15 protein-coding genes and 1 riboswitch are annotated in these 14,327 nt (G+C 68.8%); of the genes, 10 read left to right on the plus strand and 5 right to left on the minus strand.

Features of this window, described 5'->3' with window-relative positions:
• Window positions 1-8: 8 nt before the first annotated feature.
• From ACRY_RS07240 to ACRY_RS07250, 3 genes are read left to right on the plus strand one after another with little or no spacing between them, the layout of a single operon-like run.
• Window positions 9-878, plus strand: a complete 870-nt coding sequence (locus ACRY_RS07240; RefSeq protein WP_007421386.1) for an MBL fold metallo-hydrolase — start codon at window positions 9-11, stop codon at window positions 876-878.
• 18 nt (window positions 879-896) lie between these two features.
• On the plus strand, window positions 897-1,334 hold the full coding sequence (locus ACRY_RS07245) for a YeeE/YedE family protein (RefSeq protein ID WP_007421387.1): 438 nt from the start codon (window positions 897-899) through the stop codon (window positions 1,332-1,334).
• Window positions 1,334-1,798 carry a DUF6691 family protein gene (locus ACRY_RS07250; protein ID WP_007421388.1) on the plus strand — a complete coding sequence of 155 codons (465 nt, stop codon included), beginning with the start codon at window positions 1,334-1,336 and terminating at the stop codon, window positions 1,796-1,798. Before ACRY_RS07245 ends, ACRY_RS07250 begins: the two co-directional genes overlap by 1 nt.
• On the opposite strand, the gene ACRY_RS07255 is transcribed toward ACRY_RS07250, so the two are convergent.
• The 5 genes from ACRY_RS07255 to thiC all read right to left on the minus strand — a co-directional run bounded on the left by ACRY_RS07255 (window position 1,747) and on the right by thiC (window position 6,223).
• Entirely contained in the window at window positions 1,747-2,106 is a 360-nt protein-coding gene (locus ACRY_RS07255) for an ArsR/SmtB family transcription factor (protein ID WP_231295369.1), read from the minus strand. The genes ACRY_RS07250 and ACRY_RS07255 overlap by 52 nt on opposite strands.
• A gap of 198 nt (window positions 2,107-2,304) precedes the next feature.
• Window positions 2,305-3,072, minus strand: coding sequence for a thiazole synthase (locus tag ACRY_RS07260; protein ID WP_007421389.1), 768 nt, complete (start codon window positions 3,070-3,072; stop codon window positions 2,305-2,307).
• A gap of 1 nt (window position 3,073) precedes the next feature.
• On the minus strand, window positions 3,074-3,280 hold the full coding sequence (gene thiS, locus ACRY_RS07265; protein WP_007421390.1) for a sulfur carrier protein ThiS: 207 nt from the start codon (window positions 3,278-3,280) through the stop codon (window positions 3,074-3,076).
• Window positions 3,277-4,398 (minus strand): glycine oxidase ThiO, encoded by a 1,122-nt coding sequence (thiO, locus tag ACRY_RS07270; protein WP_007421391.1) that lies wholly within the window; start codon window positions 4,396-4,398, stop codon window positions 3,277-3,279. The genes thiS and thiO overlap by 4 nt, the downstream gene beginning before the upstream one ends.
• Before the next feature lie 4 nt (window positions 4,399-4,402).
• Window positions 4,403-6,223 (minus strand): phosphomethylpyrimidine synthase ThiC, encoded by a 1,821-nt coding sequence (thiC, locus tag ACRY_RS07275; RefSeq protein ID WP_007421392.1) that lies wholly within the window; start codon window positions 6,221-6,223, stop codon window positions 4,403-4,405.
• A 42-nt stretch (window positions 6,224-6,265) separates the two neighbouring features.
• Window positions 6,266-6,370: riboswitch (TPP riboswitch) on the minus strand.
• A gap of 272 nt (window positions 6,371-6,642) precedes the next feature.
• On the opposite strand from thiC, the gene ACRY_RS07280 reads away from it, so the two are divergent.
• The 7 genes from ACRY_RS07280 to metG all read left to right on the plus strand — a co-directional run bounded on the left by ACRY_RS07280 (window position 6,643) and on the right by metG (window position 14,278).
• Entirely contained in the window at window positions 6,643-8,526 is a 1,884-nt protein-coding gene (locus ACRY_RS07280) for a putative bifunctional diguanylate cyclase/phosphodiesterase (RefSeq protein WP_007421393.1), read from the plus strand.
• 74 nt (window positions 8,527-8,600) lie between these two features.
• Window positions 8,601-9,263: a DsbA family oxidoreductase gene (locus ACRY_RS07285; RefSeq protein ID WP_011941891.1), complete on the plus strand. Its 663-nt coding sequence runs from the start codon at window positions 8,601-8,603 to the stop codon at window positions 9,261-9,263.
• Between the two features lie 42 nt (window positions 9,264-9,305).
• Window positions 9,306-10,265, plus strand: coding sequence for a lytic murein transglycosylase (locus ACRY_RS07290; RefSeq protein ID WP_011941892.1), 960 nt, complete (start codon window positions 9,306-9,308; stop codon window positions 10,263-10,265).
• A complete protein-coding gene (locus tag ACRY_RS07295) occupies window positions 10,262-11,149 on the plus strand; it encodes an SPOR domain-containing protein (RefSeq protein WP_011941893.1) in 888 nt (295 codons plus the stop codon). Before ACRY_RS07290 ends, ACRY_RS07295 begins: the two co-directional genes overlap by 4 nt.
• A complete protein-coding gene (tmk, locus tag ACRY_RS07300; RefSeq protein WP_011941894.1) occupies window positions 11,146-11,778 on the plus strand; it encodes a dTMP kinase in 633 nt (210 codons plus the stop codon). The genes ACRY_RS07295 and tmk overlap by 4 nt, the downstream gene beginning before the upstream one ends.
• Window positions 11,778-12,746 (plus strand): DNA polymerase III subunit delta', encoded by a 969-nt coding sequence (locus ACRY_RS07305; RefSeq protein ID WP_011941895.1) that lies wholly within the window; start codon window positions 11,778-11,780, stop codon window positions 12,744-12,746. The genes tmk and ACRY_RS07305 overlap by 1 nt, the downstream gene beginning before the upstream one ends.
• Window positions 12,743-14,278: a methionine--tRNA ligase gene (gene metG / locus ACRY_RS07310; RefSeq protein ID WP_011941896.1), complete on the plus strand. Its 1,536-nt coding sequence runs from the start codon at window positions 12,743-12,745 to the stop codon at window positions 14,276-14,278. The genes ACRY_RS07305 and metG overlap by 4 nt, the downstream gene beginning before the upstream one ends.
• The last annotated feature ends 49 nt before the right edge of the window (window positions 14,279-14,327 follow it).

Consider the following 14,327-nt stretch of genomic DNA (forward strand, 5'->3'; position numbering starts at 1 on the left):
AGGCAGCGATGAGCCTGCGCCCCGAAGTCTTGCCGTTCTTCGATCCCGCGACGAGCACGATCAGCTACATCGTGGTCGACCCGGCCACCGCGCGCGCGGCGATCATCGATTCCGTGCTCGATTACGACCCGAAAGCCGGCCGGGTTTCCACCACCTCCGCCGACGCGCTGATCGCAAAAGTACGTGAACGCGGCCTCACCATAGACTGGATTCTCGAAACCCACGTCCATGCCGATCATCTCTCCGCCGCGCGCTACCTGCAGCGCAACCTGGGCGGCGGCGTGATCGGCATTGGCGATCATATCGCGCCGGTCCAGGCCAATTTCGCCGACATTTTCGACCTCGGCCCCGACTTTCCCACCGATGGAAGCCAGTTCAACCACCTGTTTCACGATGGCGAGCGCTTCGCGGTCGGCACGATCGAGGCCGAGGCGATCTACACGCCCGGCCACACACCGGCCTGCATGTCCTACCATGTGGGCGACGCCGTTTTCGTGGGCGACACGCTATTCCAGCCCGATTACGGTACCGCCCGCTGCGATTTCCCGGGCGGGGACGCGCACGCGATGTATCGCTCGGTCCACCGCCTCTACAGCCTGCCGGACGAAACCCGCGTCTTCACCGCGCATGACTACCAGCCCGGCGGGCGCGAGCCGGAATGGGAAAGCACGATCGGCGAACAGAAGGCGAAGAACCTGCAGATCAACACCGGCATCGGCGAGGAGCAGTTCGTCGCCATGCGCGAGGCGCGGGATGCGACTCTCGCGGCCCCGGTGCTGATCCTGCCGTCGCTGCAGGTGAACATCAGCGGCGGCGATCTGCCGAAGCCGGCGCCGAACGGCCGCCGCTACCTCAAGATTCCGCTCAACACGCTCTGACGGCGAGGACCCCGCCTCATGCTGCTTCCCGCACTCTTTCCCACGCGCTTCACCCCGCTGCCCGATCTCGCGGGCGGGCTGCTCATCGGCGCGTCCGCTGCCCTGCTCTGGCTCGGCATCGGCCGCATTGCCGGCATCACCGGCATTGCCGGCGACCTGATCCAGCGCTCCGGGCGGGACTGGCGGCTCGCCTTCATCTCCGGCCTGCTTCTGGCCGGCCTTCTCGCGCGCACGCTCGGCGCCGCGCCCTCCATTCATGTCGCCGCCGGCCTGCCGGTGATGATCGGCGCCGGCCTGCTGGTCGGCATCGGCACCGCGCTCGGCGGCGGCTGCACCTCCGGCCACGGCGTCTGCGGCCTGGCCCGCGTCTCGCCGCGATCGATCGTCGCCACGCTCATCTTCATGGCCATCGCCGTGATCGTGGTCTTCCTCACCCGTGACCTCGGAGCCCTCTGATGCGCCAGCCCCTGATCGCCTTCGCCGCCGGCCTGCTCTTCGGTGCCGGGCTTCTGCTCTCCCGCATGGTCGATCCCGCGAAGGTGCTGGGATTCCTCAACTTCGCCGGTCATTGGGACCCAAGCCTGGCCTTCGTCATGGGCGGCGGCGTGATCATCGCCGCACTGGGCTTCGCGCTCGGCCGGCGGCTTTCCGCGCCGCTCGCCGGCGGCAGCTTTCCCGTGCTCCGGCGCAGCGGCATCACCGCGCGGCTTGCCGGCGGGGCTGCGATCTTCGGCGTCGGCTGGGGGCTCGCCGGCCTGTGTCCGGGGCCGGCCATCACGGCGCTGGCACTGGATCCGCTCGTCATCGCGCCGTTCGTGGGCGCGATGCTGGCCGGAATCTGGGTCGTGCGGGGGCTCGACGCCGCGCGTCAGCCGCAGCCGCCCGCGCTACCCGTCTCCGCGGTGCAGAACAGCCGGTAGATCAGCGCGACAACCTCCCGCGCCGCCTCGCTGCCGAGCGAGTAGTAGATCGTCCGGGAATCGCGGCGCGTCGTTACCATTCCGTCCTGCCGCAGCCGCGCCAGCTGCTGCGACAGATGCGCCTGGCGGATGCCCAGTTCGCGCTCAAGCTGGCCGACCGACGCTTCGCCATGCGTGAGATGGCAAAGCACCATCAGCCGGTGCGGATTGGCAATGCAGCGCAGGAACTGCGACGCAAGTGTTGCGTTTCGCATCATCGCGTCGAGTTCGATCTCGCTGTCATCCGACGGCAGGATGGACTTCGCCATGTCGGCCCGAATATCTTCCTCAGCTGTCAAGGGGGCGCTCTGACCCATTTTGTGTTCCCCGTGTCCAAGCTCGCTTTATAGGCAGCGACTATGATCTGATCGATCAGCCTTTGGCAATACGTGAGCCGTGGTTTCCGGCCACGAGGCCATGCCCGCAGCTCGCCACAGGCTACGGGGCGGCGCGCGGCGCGCTTGTCCTCAGGCGCCGATCAGCCCGAGTTCCGGGCTCGATGCCTCGGCCCGCAGCCGTTTCGGAATCCGTCCCGCCGCGCGGGCGCCGAAACCGGCTTCCACCGCCGCCCGCATCGCCGCCGCCATCCGCACCGGGTCATGCGCCCGGGCAATCGCGGTGTTGAGCAGCACGGCGTCGCAGCCGAGTTCCATCGCCAGCGTCGCGTCCGACGCGGTGCCGATCCCGGCATCAAGCACCACCGGCACCGCACTCTGCGCGCAGATCCGCTCGATATTGTAGGGGTTGGCGATCCCGAGCCCCGAGCCGATCGGCGAGCCCAGCGGCATCACGGCGGCCGCCCCGAGATCCGCCAGCTTGCGGCAGAGAATCGGATCGTCCGTGCAATAGGGCAGCACGGTGAACCCCGCCTTCACCAGCGCGCCGGTCGCCTCGATCAGCAGTTCGGCATCCGGATACAGGGTTTCCCGGTCACCGATGATTTCAAGCTTGATCCAGTCGGTCTCCAGCGCCTCGCGTGCGAGTTCGGCGGTCAGCACCGCATCGCGCACGGTCGAGCAGCCGGCGGTATTCGGCAGCAGCCGGTATCGTCCGCCCAGCGCATCGAGCAGCGAGCCGCCATAAGCATCGAGGCTGATTCGTCTGATCGCCACGGTGACCAGCGACGGATCCGCCGCCTCCAGCGCGTCGAGCAGCACCTGCTGGTTCGGATAGGCGCTGCTGCCCATGAACAGGCGCGAGCCGAGAGCAACGCCGCCGATCTCGAATGCGCTCATCTCAGCCCCCTCCGACCGCGCGAACGATCTCGATCTCGTCGCCCGGCATCAGCCGGGTGCGCGCCCAGGCCGCCCGCGGCACCACGGAGGCGTTCAGCGCCACCGCCAGCCCCTTGGTTTCATGCAGCCCCTTCGCCTCCAGCAATGCGGCAATGCTCGCCGCAATCGGCTCGAACGCGCCGTTCACCCGGATTTCCTCGCGATTCATGCAGCACTCCTCACCCGCGCGAAGCGCCCGATCCCGAACGGGGCGATGCGCGGATCAAGCTTCTGCTCCAGGATCGTCGCCGCCATCGCCGCGGCGGTGACCGGGGTGAGCAGAATGCCGTTGCGGTGATGCCCGGTGCAGAACATCAGGCCGGGCAGGGCGCTGGGACCGAGCACAGGGGCGTCATCGCGCGATCCGGGCCGGAAACCGACCCAGGTTTCCACCACGGCGAGCTCCTCGATCCCCGGCAAGGCGCGCCAGGCGCCGTCGAGCAGCGAATAAAGCCCGCCGGCCGTCATTGCGCCATCGAACCCGCGTTCCTCGACCGTCGCACCGATGACCAGCAGGCCACTCCGCCGTGGCACCAGATAGGCCCGCGGCGCCCAGATCACATGGCGCAGCAGGGGGATTTCCGGGTCCATCTGCACCGAGAGCATCTGCCCCTTGATCGGGCGGACCGGCGGCAGCGGCACCGGCAGATCGAACCCGGCGGACCAGGCGCCAGCCGCCAGCACGACCACATCCGCCGCGTGAACCCCCTCGGCGGTCACCACGCCCCGGGCGCGGCTGCCATCGGTCTCGATCCGCCGCACGGGCATCCGCTCGCGCAGCACCCCGCCCGCACGGCGGAACGCCTCGGCCAGCGCCGCCGTCGCCGCGCGGTTGTCGACCTGTATGTCGTCTGGCGAAAACACCGCCCCGGCCAGTTGCGGCGCGAGATAGGGCTCGCGCGCGCGCGCCTCGGCCGGCGTCAGCCATTCGAGCTCGATGCCCTGGCTTTTCTGGAATTCCATGTCGTGGCGCAGCTTCGCCGCGTCGTCGCGGTTGAGGGCGATCAGCATCGTGCCCTCGCGCCGCAACCCGACCTCCATGCCGGTGGCCGCCTCGAGTTCCGCCGCGAAGTCCGGCCACAGCGCCAGCGACTCGCGGTTGAGCACCCCGAGCGCCTGTTCGCCCGGCTCCGCCTCGCAGCCAGCGGCGAGCATCCCGGCCGCGGCGTAGCTGGCGCCGCGGCCGATTGCATCGCGCTCGAACACCGTGGTCTCGGCGCCGCGCTGCGCGAGGCGCCAGCCCAGGGCGAGCCCGATGATGCCGCCGCCGATGATGGCGACCTTCATGGCTTCACTCCGCCGCCTGATCCTCGACATAGATGCGGCTGCCGCCATCGCGGAACTCCGCCGCCTTCTGCGCGAGCCCTTCCTCGCGCGCCACCTCGTCGCGAATGTCCTGGGTGATCTTCATCGAGCAGAATTTCGGCCCGCACATCGAGCAGAAATGCGCGACCTTGTGCGCCTCCTTGGGCATCGTCTCGTCGTGGAAGGCGCGCGCCGTGTCCGGGTCGAGGCCGAGATTGAACTGGTCCTCCCAGCGGAACTCGAAGCGCGCCCGGCTCACCGCGTCGTCGCGCAGCTTCGCCGCCGGATGCCCCTTGGCGAGATCCGCCGCGTGCGCCGCAAGACGGTAGGTGATGACGCCGGTCTTCACATCGTCGCGGTTGGGCAGGCCGAGATGCTCCTTCGGCGTGACGTAGCAGAGCATCGCGGTGCCGAACCAGCCGATCATCGCCGCCCCGATCGCCGAGGTGATGTGATCGTAGCCCGGCGCGATGTCGGTGGTCAGCGGCCCGAGCGTATAGAACGGCGCCTCGTGGCAGACCTCGAGCTGCTTTTCCATGTTCTCCTTGATCTTGTGCATCGGCACATGGCCGGGGCCCTCGATCATCACCTGGCAGCCCTTGGCCCAGGCGATCTTCGTCAGCTCGCCCAGCGTCTCCAGCTCGGCGAACTGCGCCGCGTCATTGGCATCGGCGATCGAGCCGGGCCGCAGCCCGTCGCCCAGCGAGAACGACACGTCATACTTGCGCATGATGTCGCAGATCTCGTCGAACTTCTCGTAGAGGAAGCTCTCGCGGTGATGCGCGAGGCACCAGCGCGCCATGATCGACCCGCCGCGCGAGACGATGCCGGTCACCCGCTTCGCCGTCAGCGGCACATGGGCGAGCCGCACCCCGGCATGGATGGTGAAATAGTCCACGCCCTGCTCGGCCTGCTCGATCAGCGTGTCGCGGAACACCTCCCAGTCGAGCTTGTCCGGATCACCGCCGACCTTCTCAAGCGCCTGGTAGATCGGCACGGTGCCGATCGGCACCGGCGAGTTGCGCATGATCCAGGAGCGGATGTTGTGGATGTTCCGCCCGGTGGAGAGGTCCATCACCGTATCCGCGCCCCAGCGAATCGCCCAGACCAGCTTCTCGACCTCTTCCGCGGCCCCCGAGGTGACCGCCGAGTTGCCGATATTGGCGTTGATCTTGACGAGGAAATTGCGCCCGATGATCACCGGCTCCAGCTCGGGGTGGTTGATGTTCGCCGGAATGATCGCCCGTCCCGCCGCGATTTCGCTGCGGACGAATTCCGGCGTCACGAATTCGGGGATCGCCGCGCCGAACCGCTCGCCATCCGCCCGCCGCGCCGCCGCGCCTTCGGCGGCCTTCGCCCGGCCGAGATTTTCGCGATGCGCGACATAGATCATCTCTTCCGTGACGATCCCGGCCCGCGCGTATTCATACTGCGTCACCAGCGCACCATCCTTGCCGGCGAACACGCTCCGCCCGGCGGGGCAGGGGGGCACCAGCCGGTCCGCCGCCGCGAATCCGTTATCCTCCGGCTTCACCGCCCGGCCGGCCACGGCATCGAATCCGCGCCGCTCGATCCAGGCGCCGCGCACCAGCGGCAGCCCGTTGTCGAGATCGAGACTGAAATGCGGGTCGGTGAACGGCCCCGACGTGTCATAGAGCCGGAACGGCGCTTCCCCCGCGCTGGGGTGCAGGTCGACCTCGCGGAACGGCACGGCGATGTCGGGCCGCCCCTCGGGCGAGGTAAACACCTTGCGCGAGCCGGCGATCGGGCCGGTCGTGACACTGGCAGGCTTGGTCTGGACGTTCATGGCGCGCTCCTCGGAACAGGGGCGACGCTGGGGCGTATGGTTCGGTCTGGATGATCCCGTCCCTCCGCCGGCGCAACCCGGATCAGGTTCAAAGGGTTGCCGGCTTCCCGGCTCTCAGCGTCCGTCGACGCACCCCTCGGATAAGACGACGATGGGTCGGTCGCGCCGGCAAGTCAAGTGCCACACCACTTTGTCATGAATTGCAGAAACGTTTTGTTCATCTTTGAAAGGCATAAGGAAATCAGAATTCCGCCCGTTCGGAGATCCAGGATTTTCATGATCGGTTTCATTGCGGCCCCGATAGAAGATTGTGCCAGCAATGGCTTCCTGGCGCGCGGTCTCATACCGCCCGAAGCCGCCCCCCGCTTGGCGCCGCCCTCCGGCCGCATCTCGCCCGGCCGCCCCGGAACGCTCCGCTGATGGGGCAGAAACTCCAGGCGGGTTGCGTCGATCCGGCCGAGATCGACCGCCTCCACGAAACCTTCATCCATGCCTCGGCCGATCTCGCGCGGGATCTTCACGCGGGAGCCGACGATCCGGCCATCCGCCGGTTCAACCTCGCGGCGGGCATGGCATTCGACGTGGCGCGCCGCTCCATCCGCTGCGCCAACGAAGCCCTCGAAGACCTGCGGACCATCCACCGAATCGCCAGGATCGGCAACTGGCGCGTTCGGCTCGACGATCATCTCACCTCCTGGTCGGAGGACATGCACGAACTCTTCGGCACCGATCCGGATCGTTTCGTGCCGCTGTTCGATGTCCTGACCGGACAGATGGACGAGACCGACAGGACGGCGTTCCTCGCGACCTTCCGCACCGTGGCCGAAACCGGCCAGGCTGCCGCGGCGGAAATCCGCATCCGTGGCGCGGAGGAGGGCGCACGGCGCTGGTTCTGGATCGACATGCGGCCCGAGACCGACGACACCGGCGCCATCGTCGCCGTGCGCGGCATCTGCCAGGAAATCACCGACCGCAAGGTGGCGCTGGAGCGGATCCGCTACATGTCCTCGCACGATCCGCTCACCAACCTGATCAACCGTACCCATCTCCTCGAACGGCTCGACCAGATCCTGGGCGAAGCCCGCCGCCGCCGCGAAAACGTCGCCCTGCTCACCTTCGACATCGACGATTTCAAGGGCATCAACGATCTGTTCGGCCACGCGGTGGCCGACAGCGTGCTGCGCGAAATCGCCGGGCGGATCGCCCGCCAGGTGCGCGAGTCCGATCTCGTGGCCCGCATCGGCGGTGACGAGTTCGTGGTGGTCCAGGCCGGGTGCGAACAGCCCGAACTGGTCGAAACCCTGGCCCGCCGCCTGCTGCGCACGATCGCCGATCCCATCGTCCTCGCCGATGGCCGCGAAATCGGCATTTCGGCCTCGGTCGGTATCGCGCTGCACCCTTTCGACGGCATGACGCCGGGCGCGCTGCTCGCCCATAGCAGCCAGGCCCTGCACGTCATCAAGAAAGAACGCCCGAACACCCTCGGCTTCTACGACGCGTCGGTCCAGTCCGAGTGGCAGAAGCGCCGCGCGCTCGAGCAGGATCTGCGCCTCGCCTTGCAGCATCGCGAATTGTCGCTGGTCTATCAGCCGATGTTCTGCATGCGATCGTCGCTCTGCAGCGGCTTCGAGGCGCTGCTGCGCTGGAACAGCCCGACGCACGGCCCCGTAGCACCCGATCTGTTCATCGGCCTCGCCGAATCCATCGGCCTGATGGAGGAGGTCGGCACCTGGGTGCTGCGCGAAGCCTGTGCCGAGGCCGCGCGCTGGGCGGTACCGCTCACCGTCGCGGTCAATGTGTCGCCGATCCAGATCCAGCAGGGCGATCTCGCCTCGGTGATCACCGAAACCCTGAATACGACCGGGCTTCCGGCCAACCGGCTGGAAATCGAAGTCACCGAATCGATGCTGATCCGCAATTTCGACCGCGCGGTCGACACGCTGCAGCGCATCAAGGCGCTCGGCGTCGGCATTTCGATCGACGATTTCGGCACCGGCTATTCATCGCTCGCGACGCTGCGGGCCTTTCCGTTCAACAAACTCAAGATCGACCGCAGCTTCGTCCGCGATCTTGCGGAGGAATCGGAATCGCTCGCCATCGTCAACGCCGTCCTCGGCCTCGGCCGGGGACTTCGCCTGCCCGTCGTGGTCGAGGGGGTGGAGACGGAACGCCAGGCCGACATCCTGCGCGACTGCGGGGCCGATGCCATCCAGGGCTATCTTTTCGGCCGGCCGTCGCCGATCTCCGCTTACAGCAACATCACGGATCCGCGCGTGACCTCCCGGCGCCGCCTCGCTGTCTAGCGCGCTCACGGCGGCATCCGCGCTCTTTTGCTTTGCCGGCGCCCCGCTTTCCGCTAGACTCCGCATCCGTGAACATGGTCTTGCCGCGCCTGCCGAGGATCACGGTCGAAGTCGTTTTCGATTTCGTCTGCCCTTGGTGCTATCTCGGCGTTCACCGCCTGCAGCAATTGCGCGCCAGCCGGCCGGACCTGCCGATCGCGCCGCAATGGCGGCCGTTCCTGCTCAATCCGGACATGCCTCGCCCCGGCATCAGCCGCGCCGACTACACGGCGCGCAAGTTCGGCGATGAGGAGCGCGCAAGACGGTTCCACGCGGCGGTCGCCGCGATCGCCGCCGAGGACGGCCTCGATCTCGCCTTTCCGCGAATCAGCCGCGCGCCGAGCACCGTCGATGCGCACCGCCTGATCCGCTTCGCCCACGACCACGGCCCCGTCGAGGATCTGGTCCTCGCGATCTTCCGCGCCTATTTCACCGAAGGCCGTGACATCGGCGACGCCGCAACACTCGCGGCCCTCGCGGCGGCGCACGGCCTGCCGCGGGATCGCGTCGCGGCCTTTCTCGCCGGCGACCGGGCGACCGACCAGATCCATGCCGACAATCTCTTCGTGCACCGCCTCGGCATCAACGGCGTCCCCTGCTTCATCATCGACGGCCAGACCGCGATCGCCGGCGCCCAGGAACCCGGCATTCTAGAGCGCCTGGTCGAACTCGCCGCCTCGGACGTCGCCCTGTCCTGATCCGCCCTTCCGCGAGGGCGCGCACCGTGGCAGAACGGCACGATGAAACGTCGCTTCGTGGTTGCCGCCCTGCCGTTCGCCCCCGTCCTGATCCGGCCCGCCCGCGCCGCGGGGTTCGAGGCCTTCATCCACACACTCGAAAGCCGCGCCCGGCAAGAGGGAATCCCGGGGCGGATTGCCGGCGCCGCCCTGTCCGGCCTCAGGCCGAACCAGGACGTGATCCATTACGAAACCCATCAGCCCGAATTCACCCTGACCTGGGCGCAATACAGCGCCCGTGTCGTGACCGAAACCCGGGTGACCGAGGGCCGGGCGGCCTTCGCACGGCACCGGGAACTGCTCGAACACATCCGCGCCCGCTTCGGTGTCGCCGCCGCGCCGATCGTGGGCATCTGGGGCATCGAGACCGATTTCGGCCATTACCAGGGCGATTTCAACGTGATCGACGCTCTCGCCACGCTCGCCTGGTACAAGAACAGCGCCTATTTCAGCCGCGAGGCCATCGCCGCGATGCGGATCGTCAGCCGCGGCGACATCCGCCTTGCCGAGTTGCGCGGCTCCTGGGCCGGGGCCATGGGGCAGCCGCAATTCATGCCCAGCATCTACCTCAGCACGGCGGTCAGCTATTCCGGCCACGGCCAGCCGAACATCTGGACCAGCGTGCCCGACACCCTGGCCTCGATCGCCAACTACATGCGCAAGTCGCACTGGCGGCTCGGCCTGCCGTCGAGCGAACCGGTATTGATTCCACCGCATTTCGACACCGCGCTGGCCGGGCGCGACCACACGCTGCCGCTGGCGCGCTGGCAGGCGCTCGGCGTCCATCGCCTCGCACCGGCTCGCCGACTGCCGGCAACCACCCCGGCCTCCCTGCTGCTGCCGGATGGCCCGCACGGCGAAGCTTTCCTCGCCTTCGGCAATTTCCGTGCGATCCGCAGCTACAACCCGTCCGATCTCTACGCCCTCGCGGTCGGCGAACTCGGCCGCCGGATCCTCGCATGATCCGCGCGACCCTGCCGCTCGCGGCCGCGCTGGCACTCGCCGGCTGCGGCCTGCTGCATCATCGCCCCCCGCCGGCGCAGCACGTCCGCTACACGGTCGGGAAACCCTACAACGCCGGCGGGCAATGGCATTATCCGCGGGTATTCGGCCACTACGACCGCACCGGCCTGTCCACCCTGATCGCCCCCGGCCCGGCACGACTCACCGCCGATGGCGAGGCCTATCGCGCCGACAGCCTGACCGCCCAAAGCCCGGTCCTGCCGCTGCCCTCGATCGTGCGAATCACCAATCTTGATACCGGCCGCAGTCTTGCCGTCCGCGTGAACGATCGCGGACCGATGCAGGCCGGGCGGATCGTCGCGGTCACGCCCCGCGTCGCGCGCCTGCTCGGCATGCCGGCGGACGGCGTCGCCGAGGTCCGCGTCCAACTGCTCGCCGGGCGCTCGGCGGCGTTGCAGGGCAGCCTTGGCGCCGGGCCCCATCTCACGGCGGCGCCGGTCGGCGCGGTCGCCGCCGCCGCCCTGCCGCCGCCGCCCGGCGCCGGCGGTTCGGCCGGCGCGGTTTCCGGCACGATCCGCCCAGCCACCGCGCATCCGGCCGGCGTCCCCGGCGCTGTCGAGCGCCTGTCCGGCGTGGTGCGCACCGCACCACCATCGCCCGGCCCGCTCTATGTCGAAATCCCCGGCTTCGGGTCCACCACCGACGCCATGAACCTGCGCGCGCGGCTCGCCGGCATGCCGGGCGCGATCCTCCCGCAATCCGCCGGCGGCCGCACCCTCTATGCGCTGCGCCTCGGCCCCTATGCCAGCGCGCCCGCCGCCGATGCGGCGCTGCGTTCGCTGCTCGACCGCGGCGTCGCCGGCGCCGAGATCGTGGTCCGGTGAGCCGGCAGGGCGTCTTCATCACGCTCGAAGGCGGGGAGGGGGCCGGCAAGTCGACGCAGATTGCCCGCCTTGCCGCCCGGCTTCGCGCCGCCGGGCACGAGGTTCTGACCACCCGCGAGCCGGGCGGCACGCCCGGGGCCGAAGCGATTCGCGCGCTGATGCTCGACCCCGCGCGCCATTTCGCGCCGCTGGCCGATACGCTGCTGGTCTTCGCCGCCCGCGCCGACCATGTCGCGGCCATCATCCGCCCGGCGCTCGAACACGGCGCCGTCGTGCTGTGCGACCGTTTCACCGACTCGACGATGGCGTATCAGGGCCACGGCCTGGGCGTGGACCGCGCGGCGATCGCAACCCTCGGCGCGATGATCGGCGCCACGCCCGATCTCACGCTGATCCTCGACCTGCCGGACGCCATCGCCCGTGCGCGACTGGCGCACCGCGGCGGCGCCGCCGACCGCTACGAACAGTTCGATACCGGCTTTGCCATCCGCGTCGCTGACGGCTTCCGCGCCATCGCGGCTGCCGAGCCGGATCGTTGCGTCCTGGTCGATGCCGCCGGCGGGATCGAGGACGTCACCGAAACCCTCGCCGGCCTCATCCGCGCCCGGCTCGGCCTCGCCATCGCCTGATGCTGCCGCCCCGCGCCAATCCCGAGCTTCGGGGCCATGACGACGCCGTTGCCGAACTCTTCCGCGCCGCGACCGGCGCGCGCCTGCACCATGCCTGGCTGATCGCCGGCCCGCCCGGAATCGGCAAGGCCACGCTCGCTTTCCGCTTCGCCCGCTGGCTGCTCGCCGGCGCCCGCACGCCAGACCTGTCGCTCCCCGCGCGCGATCCCGCCTTCCGCCGCATCGCCACCGGCGCGCATGCCGACCTTCTGGTCATCGAGCGCCGCTACGACGAGAAGCGCAAGCGGATGCAGGGCGAAATCGTGGTCGACACGGTCGCCGCCGCCGGCCGCTTCCTGCGGCTCACACCGGGCGAGGGGGGGTGGCGCGTCGTCATCGTCGACGGGGCCGAGGCGCTGAACCGCAACGCCGCCAACGCGCTGCTCAAGCTGCTCGAGGAACCGCCGGCGCGGGCGATCTGGCTGCTGGTCTGCCACGCGCCCGGCCGCCTGCTGCCCACCATCCGCAGCCGCTGCCGCCGGCTGGACCTCGACCCGCTGCCGGTCGACACCGTCAGCAGCCTGCTCGCGGCCGCTCTGCCCGACCTTCCCGCCGAACGCCGCACGGCCCTGGCCGCGCTGGCCGAAGGCTCGATCGGCCGCGCCTTGTCCCTCGCCGATGCCGATGGCCTCGCCCTGGCCGGCCTCGTGGGCGAAGCGCTCGCCGGTCCGCTCCCGCCCGCGCGCGACGCCGCCATTGCCGATATGATCGCCCGCGCCGATGACGGCTTCGCCACCTTCGCCGACCTGCTGCGCGCCGCCCTGGCCACCGAAACCCGTGCCGCCGCCCGTGCCAAACCGTCGCCCGCGCTTGATGGCCGCGCCCGCCTCTGGCAGGACTTCGGCAGGATCGCGGCGGAAGTCGACGGTCTCAATCTCGACCCGCGTGCGGCGGTTCTGACCATGCTCCAGCTTCTCCGAGTGCCATGACCCGAAAATTCTACATCACGACCCCGATCTATTACGTGAACGGCGCGCCCCATATCGGCCACGCCTACACCTCGGTCGCCGCCGACGTGCTAGCCCGCTTCAAGCGGCTCGACGGGTTCGACGTGCATTTCCTCACCGGCACCGACGAGCACGGCCAGAAGGTCGAGGCCACCGCCCGCGCGAACAACATCGCCCCGCAAGAGTTCACCGACCGCATCGCCGGCGAGTTCCGCGCCATGGCGCAGGCGATGAACATCTCGAACGACGATTTCATCCGCACCACCGAGCCCCGCCACATCCGCTCCTGCCAGGCGATCTGGCAGGCGATCGAGCGGGCAGGGGCCATCGAGCTCGGCCATTACGAGGGCTGGTACGCCGTCCGCGACGAGGCCTTCTATGATGAAAGCGAACTCGTCACCGGCGCGGACGGCATCAAGCGCTCGCCCTTCGGCGCGCCAGTCGAGTGGGTGCGCGAACCCTCGTATTTCTTCAAACTCAGCATGTTCCAGGATCGTCTTCTGAAACTGTATGAAGATAATCCGGAGTTCATCCAGCCCGCTTCCAGCCGCAACGAGGTGCTCTCCTTCGTCCGCTCCGGCCTGCGCGACATCTCGATCAGCCGCACCAGCTTCAAATGGGGCATTCCGGTGCCCGGCGCGCCCGATCACGTCATGTATGTCTGGATCGACGCGCTGACCAACTATCTCACCGCCTGCGGCTATCCGGACATGGACGCGCCGCTGATGAAATACTGGCCGGCGGACCTGCATCTGGTCGGCAAGGAAATCACCCGCTTCCACGCCGTCTACTGGCCGGCGATGCTGATGGCCGCCGGCCTGCCGGTTCCCCGCCGCATCTTCGCCAATGGCTGGTGGACGATCGAGGGCGAGAAGATGAGCAAGTCGCTCAACAACGCCCTGGCCGTCGAGCCGCTGATCGCGGAATTCGGGCTCGACCAGCTGCGCTTCTGCCTGCTGCGCGAAATGCCCTTCGGCAACGACGGCAATTTCTCCCGCCGTTCGGTCATCACGCGGATCAATGTCGAGCTCGCCAACGATCTCGGCAACCTCGCCCAGCGCACGCTCTCCTTCATCGCCAAGAACGCTGGCGGCGTGGTGCCCGAAGCGGGTCCCGCCGCCGAGGCCGATCACGCGCTGCGCGCCATCGCCGACGGCCTGCCGGACCGCATGCGCGATGCGATGGATCGCCTGGCCTATCAGGAGGCGATCGAGGAGGTCTGGAAACTCGTCCGCGCCGCCAACGCCTATATCGACCACCAGGCTCCCTGGGCCTTGCGCAAGACCGACCCGCAGCGGATGCTGACTGTGCTGCGGACCCTCTGCGAGGCGCTGCGCGTCGTCGGCATCCTGCTGCAGCCCTTCATGCCGGAAGCCATGGCGAAACTGCTGGACCAGCTTGCCCTTCCGGCGGATCGGCGGGGTTTCGCGTCACTCGCCACCCCGCTCGACGCTGGCGCAGTTCTGCCGCCGCCGTCCGGCTTGTTCCCCCGGATCGTCGAGCCCGCTTCCTGAATCACGCAGCAATCGGATCGCGAACCTCGAACAGGGCATAATTCGCGAT

Origin of the sequence: Acidiphilium cryptum JF-5 (genome assembly GCF_000016725.1) — a bacterium.
In the GTDB taxonomy this organism is placed as follows: Bacteria; Pseudomonadota; Alphaproteobacteria; order Acetobacterales; family Acetobacteraceae; genus Acidiphilium; species Acidiphilium multivorum.

Coding starts and splice junctions, on each gene's coding strand:
- ACRY_RS07240 (WP_007421386.1), top strand. CDS start 9: ATGAGCCTGCGCCCCGAAGTCTTGCCGTTCTTCGATCCCGCGACGAGC.
- ACRY_RS07245 (WP_007421387.1), top strand. CDS start 897: ATGCTGCTTCCCGCACTCTTTCCCACGCGCTTCACCCCGCTGCCCGAT.
- ACRY_RS07250 (WP_007421388.1), top strand. CDS start 1,334: ATGCGCCAGCCCCTGATCGCCTTCGCCGCCGGCCTGCTCTTCGGTGCC.
- ACRY_RS07255 (WP_231295369.1), bottom strand. CDS start 2,106: ATGGCGAAGTCCATCCTGCCGTCGGATGACAGCGAGATCGAACTCGAC.
- ACRY_RS07260 (WP_007421389.1), bottom strand. CDS start 3,072: ATGAGCGCATTCGAGATCGGCGGCGTTGCTCTCGGCTCGCGCCTGTTC.
- thiS (WP_007421390.1), bottom strand. CDS start 3,280: ATGAATCGCGAGGAAATCCGGGTGAACGGCGCGTTCGAGCCGATTGCG.
- thiO (WP_007421391.1), bottom strand. CDS start 4,398: ATGAAGGTCGCCATCATCGGCGGCGGCATCATCGGGCTCGCCCTGGGC.
- thiC (WP_007421392.1), bottom strand. CDS start 6,223: ATGAACGTCCAGACCAAGCCTGCCAGTGTCACGACCGGCCCGATCGCC.
- ACRY_RS07280 (WP_007421393.1), top strand. CDS start 6,643: ATGGGGCAGAAACTCCAGGCGGGTTGCGTCGATCCGGCCGAGATCGAC.
- ACRY_RS07285 (WP_011941891.1), top strand. CDS start 8,601: ATGGTCTTGCCGCGCCTGCCGAGGATCACGGTCGAAGTCGTTTTCGAT.
- ACRY_RS07290 (WP_011941892.1), top strand. CDS start 9,306: ATGAAACGTCGCTTCGTGGTTGCCGCCCTGCCGTTCGCCCCCGTCCTG.
- ACRY_RS07295 (WP_011941893.1), top strand. CDS start 10,262: ATGATCCGCGCGACCCTGCCGCTCGCGGCCGCGCTGGCACTCGCCGGC.
- ACRY_RS07305 (WP_011941895.1), top strand. CDS start 11,778: ATGCTGCCGCCCCGCGCCAATCCCGAGCTTCGGGGCCATGACGACGCC.
- metG (WP_011941896.1), top strand. CDS start 12,743: ATGACCCGAAAATTCTACATCACGACCCCGATCTATTACGTGAACGGC.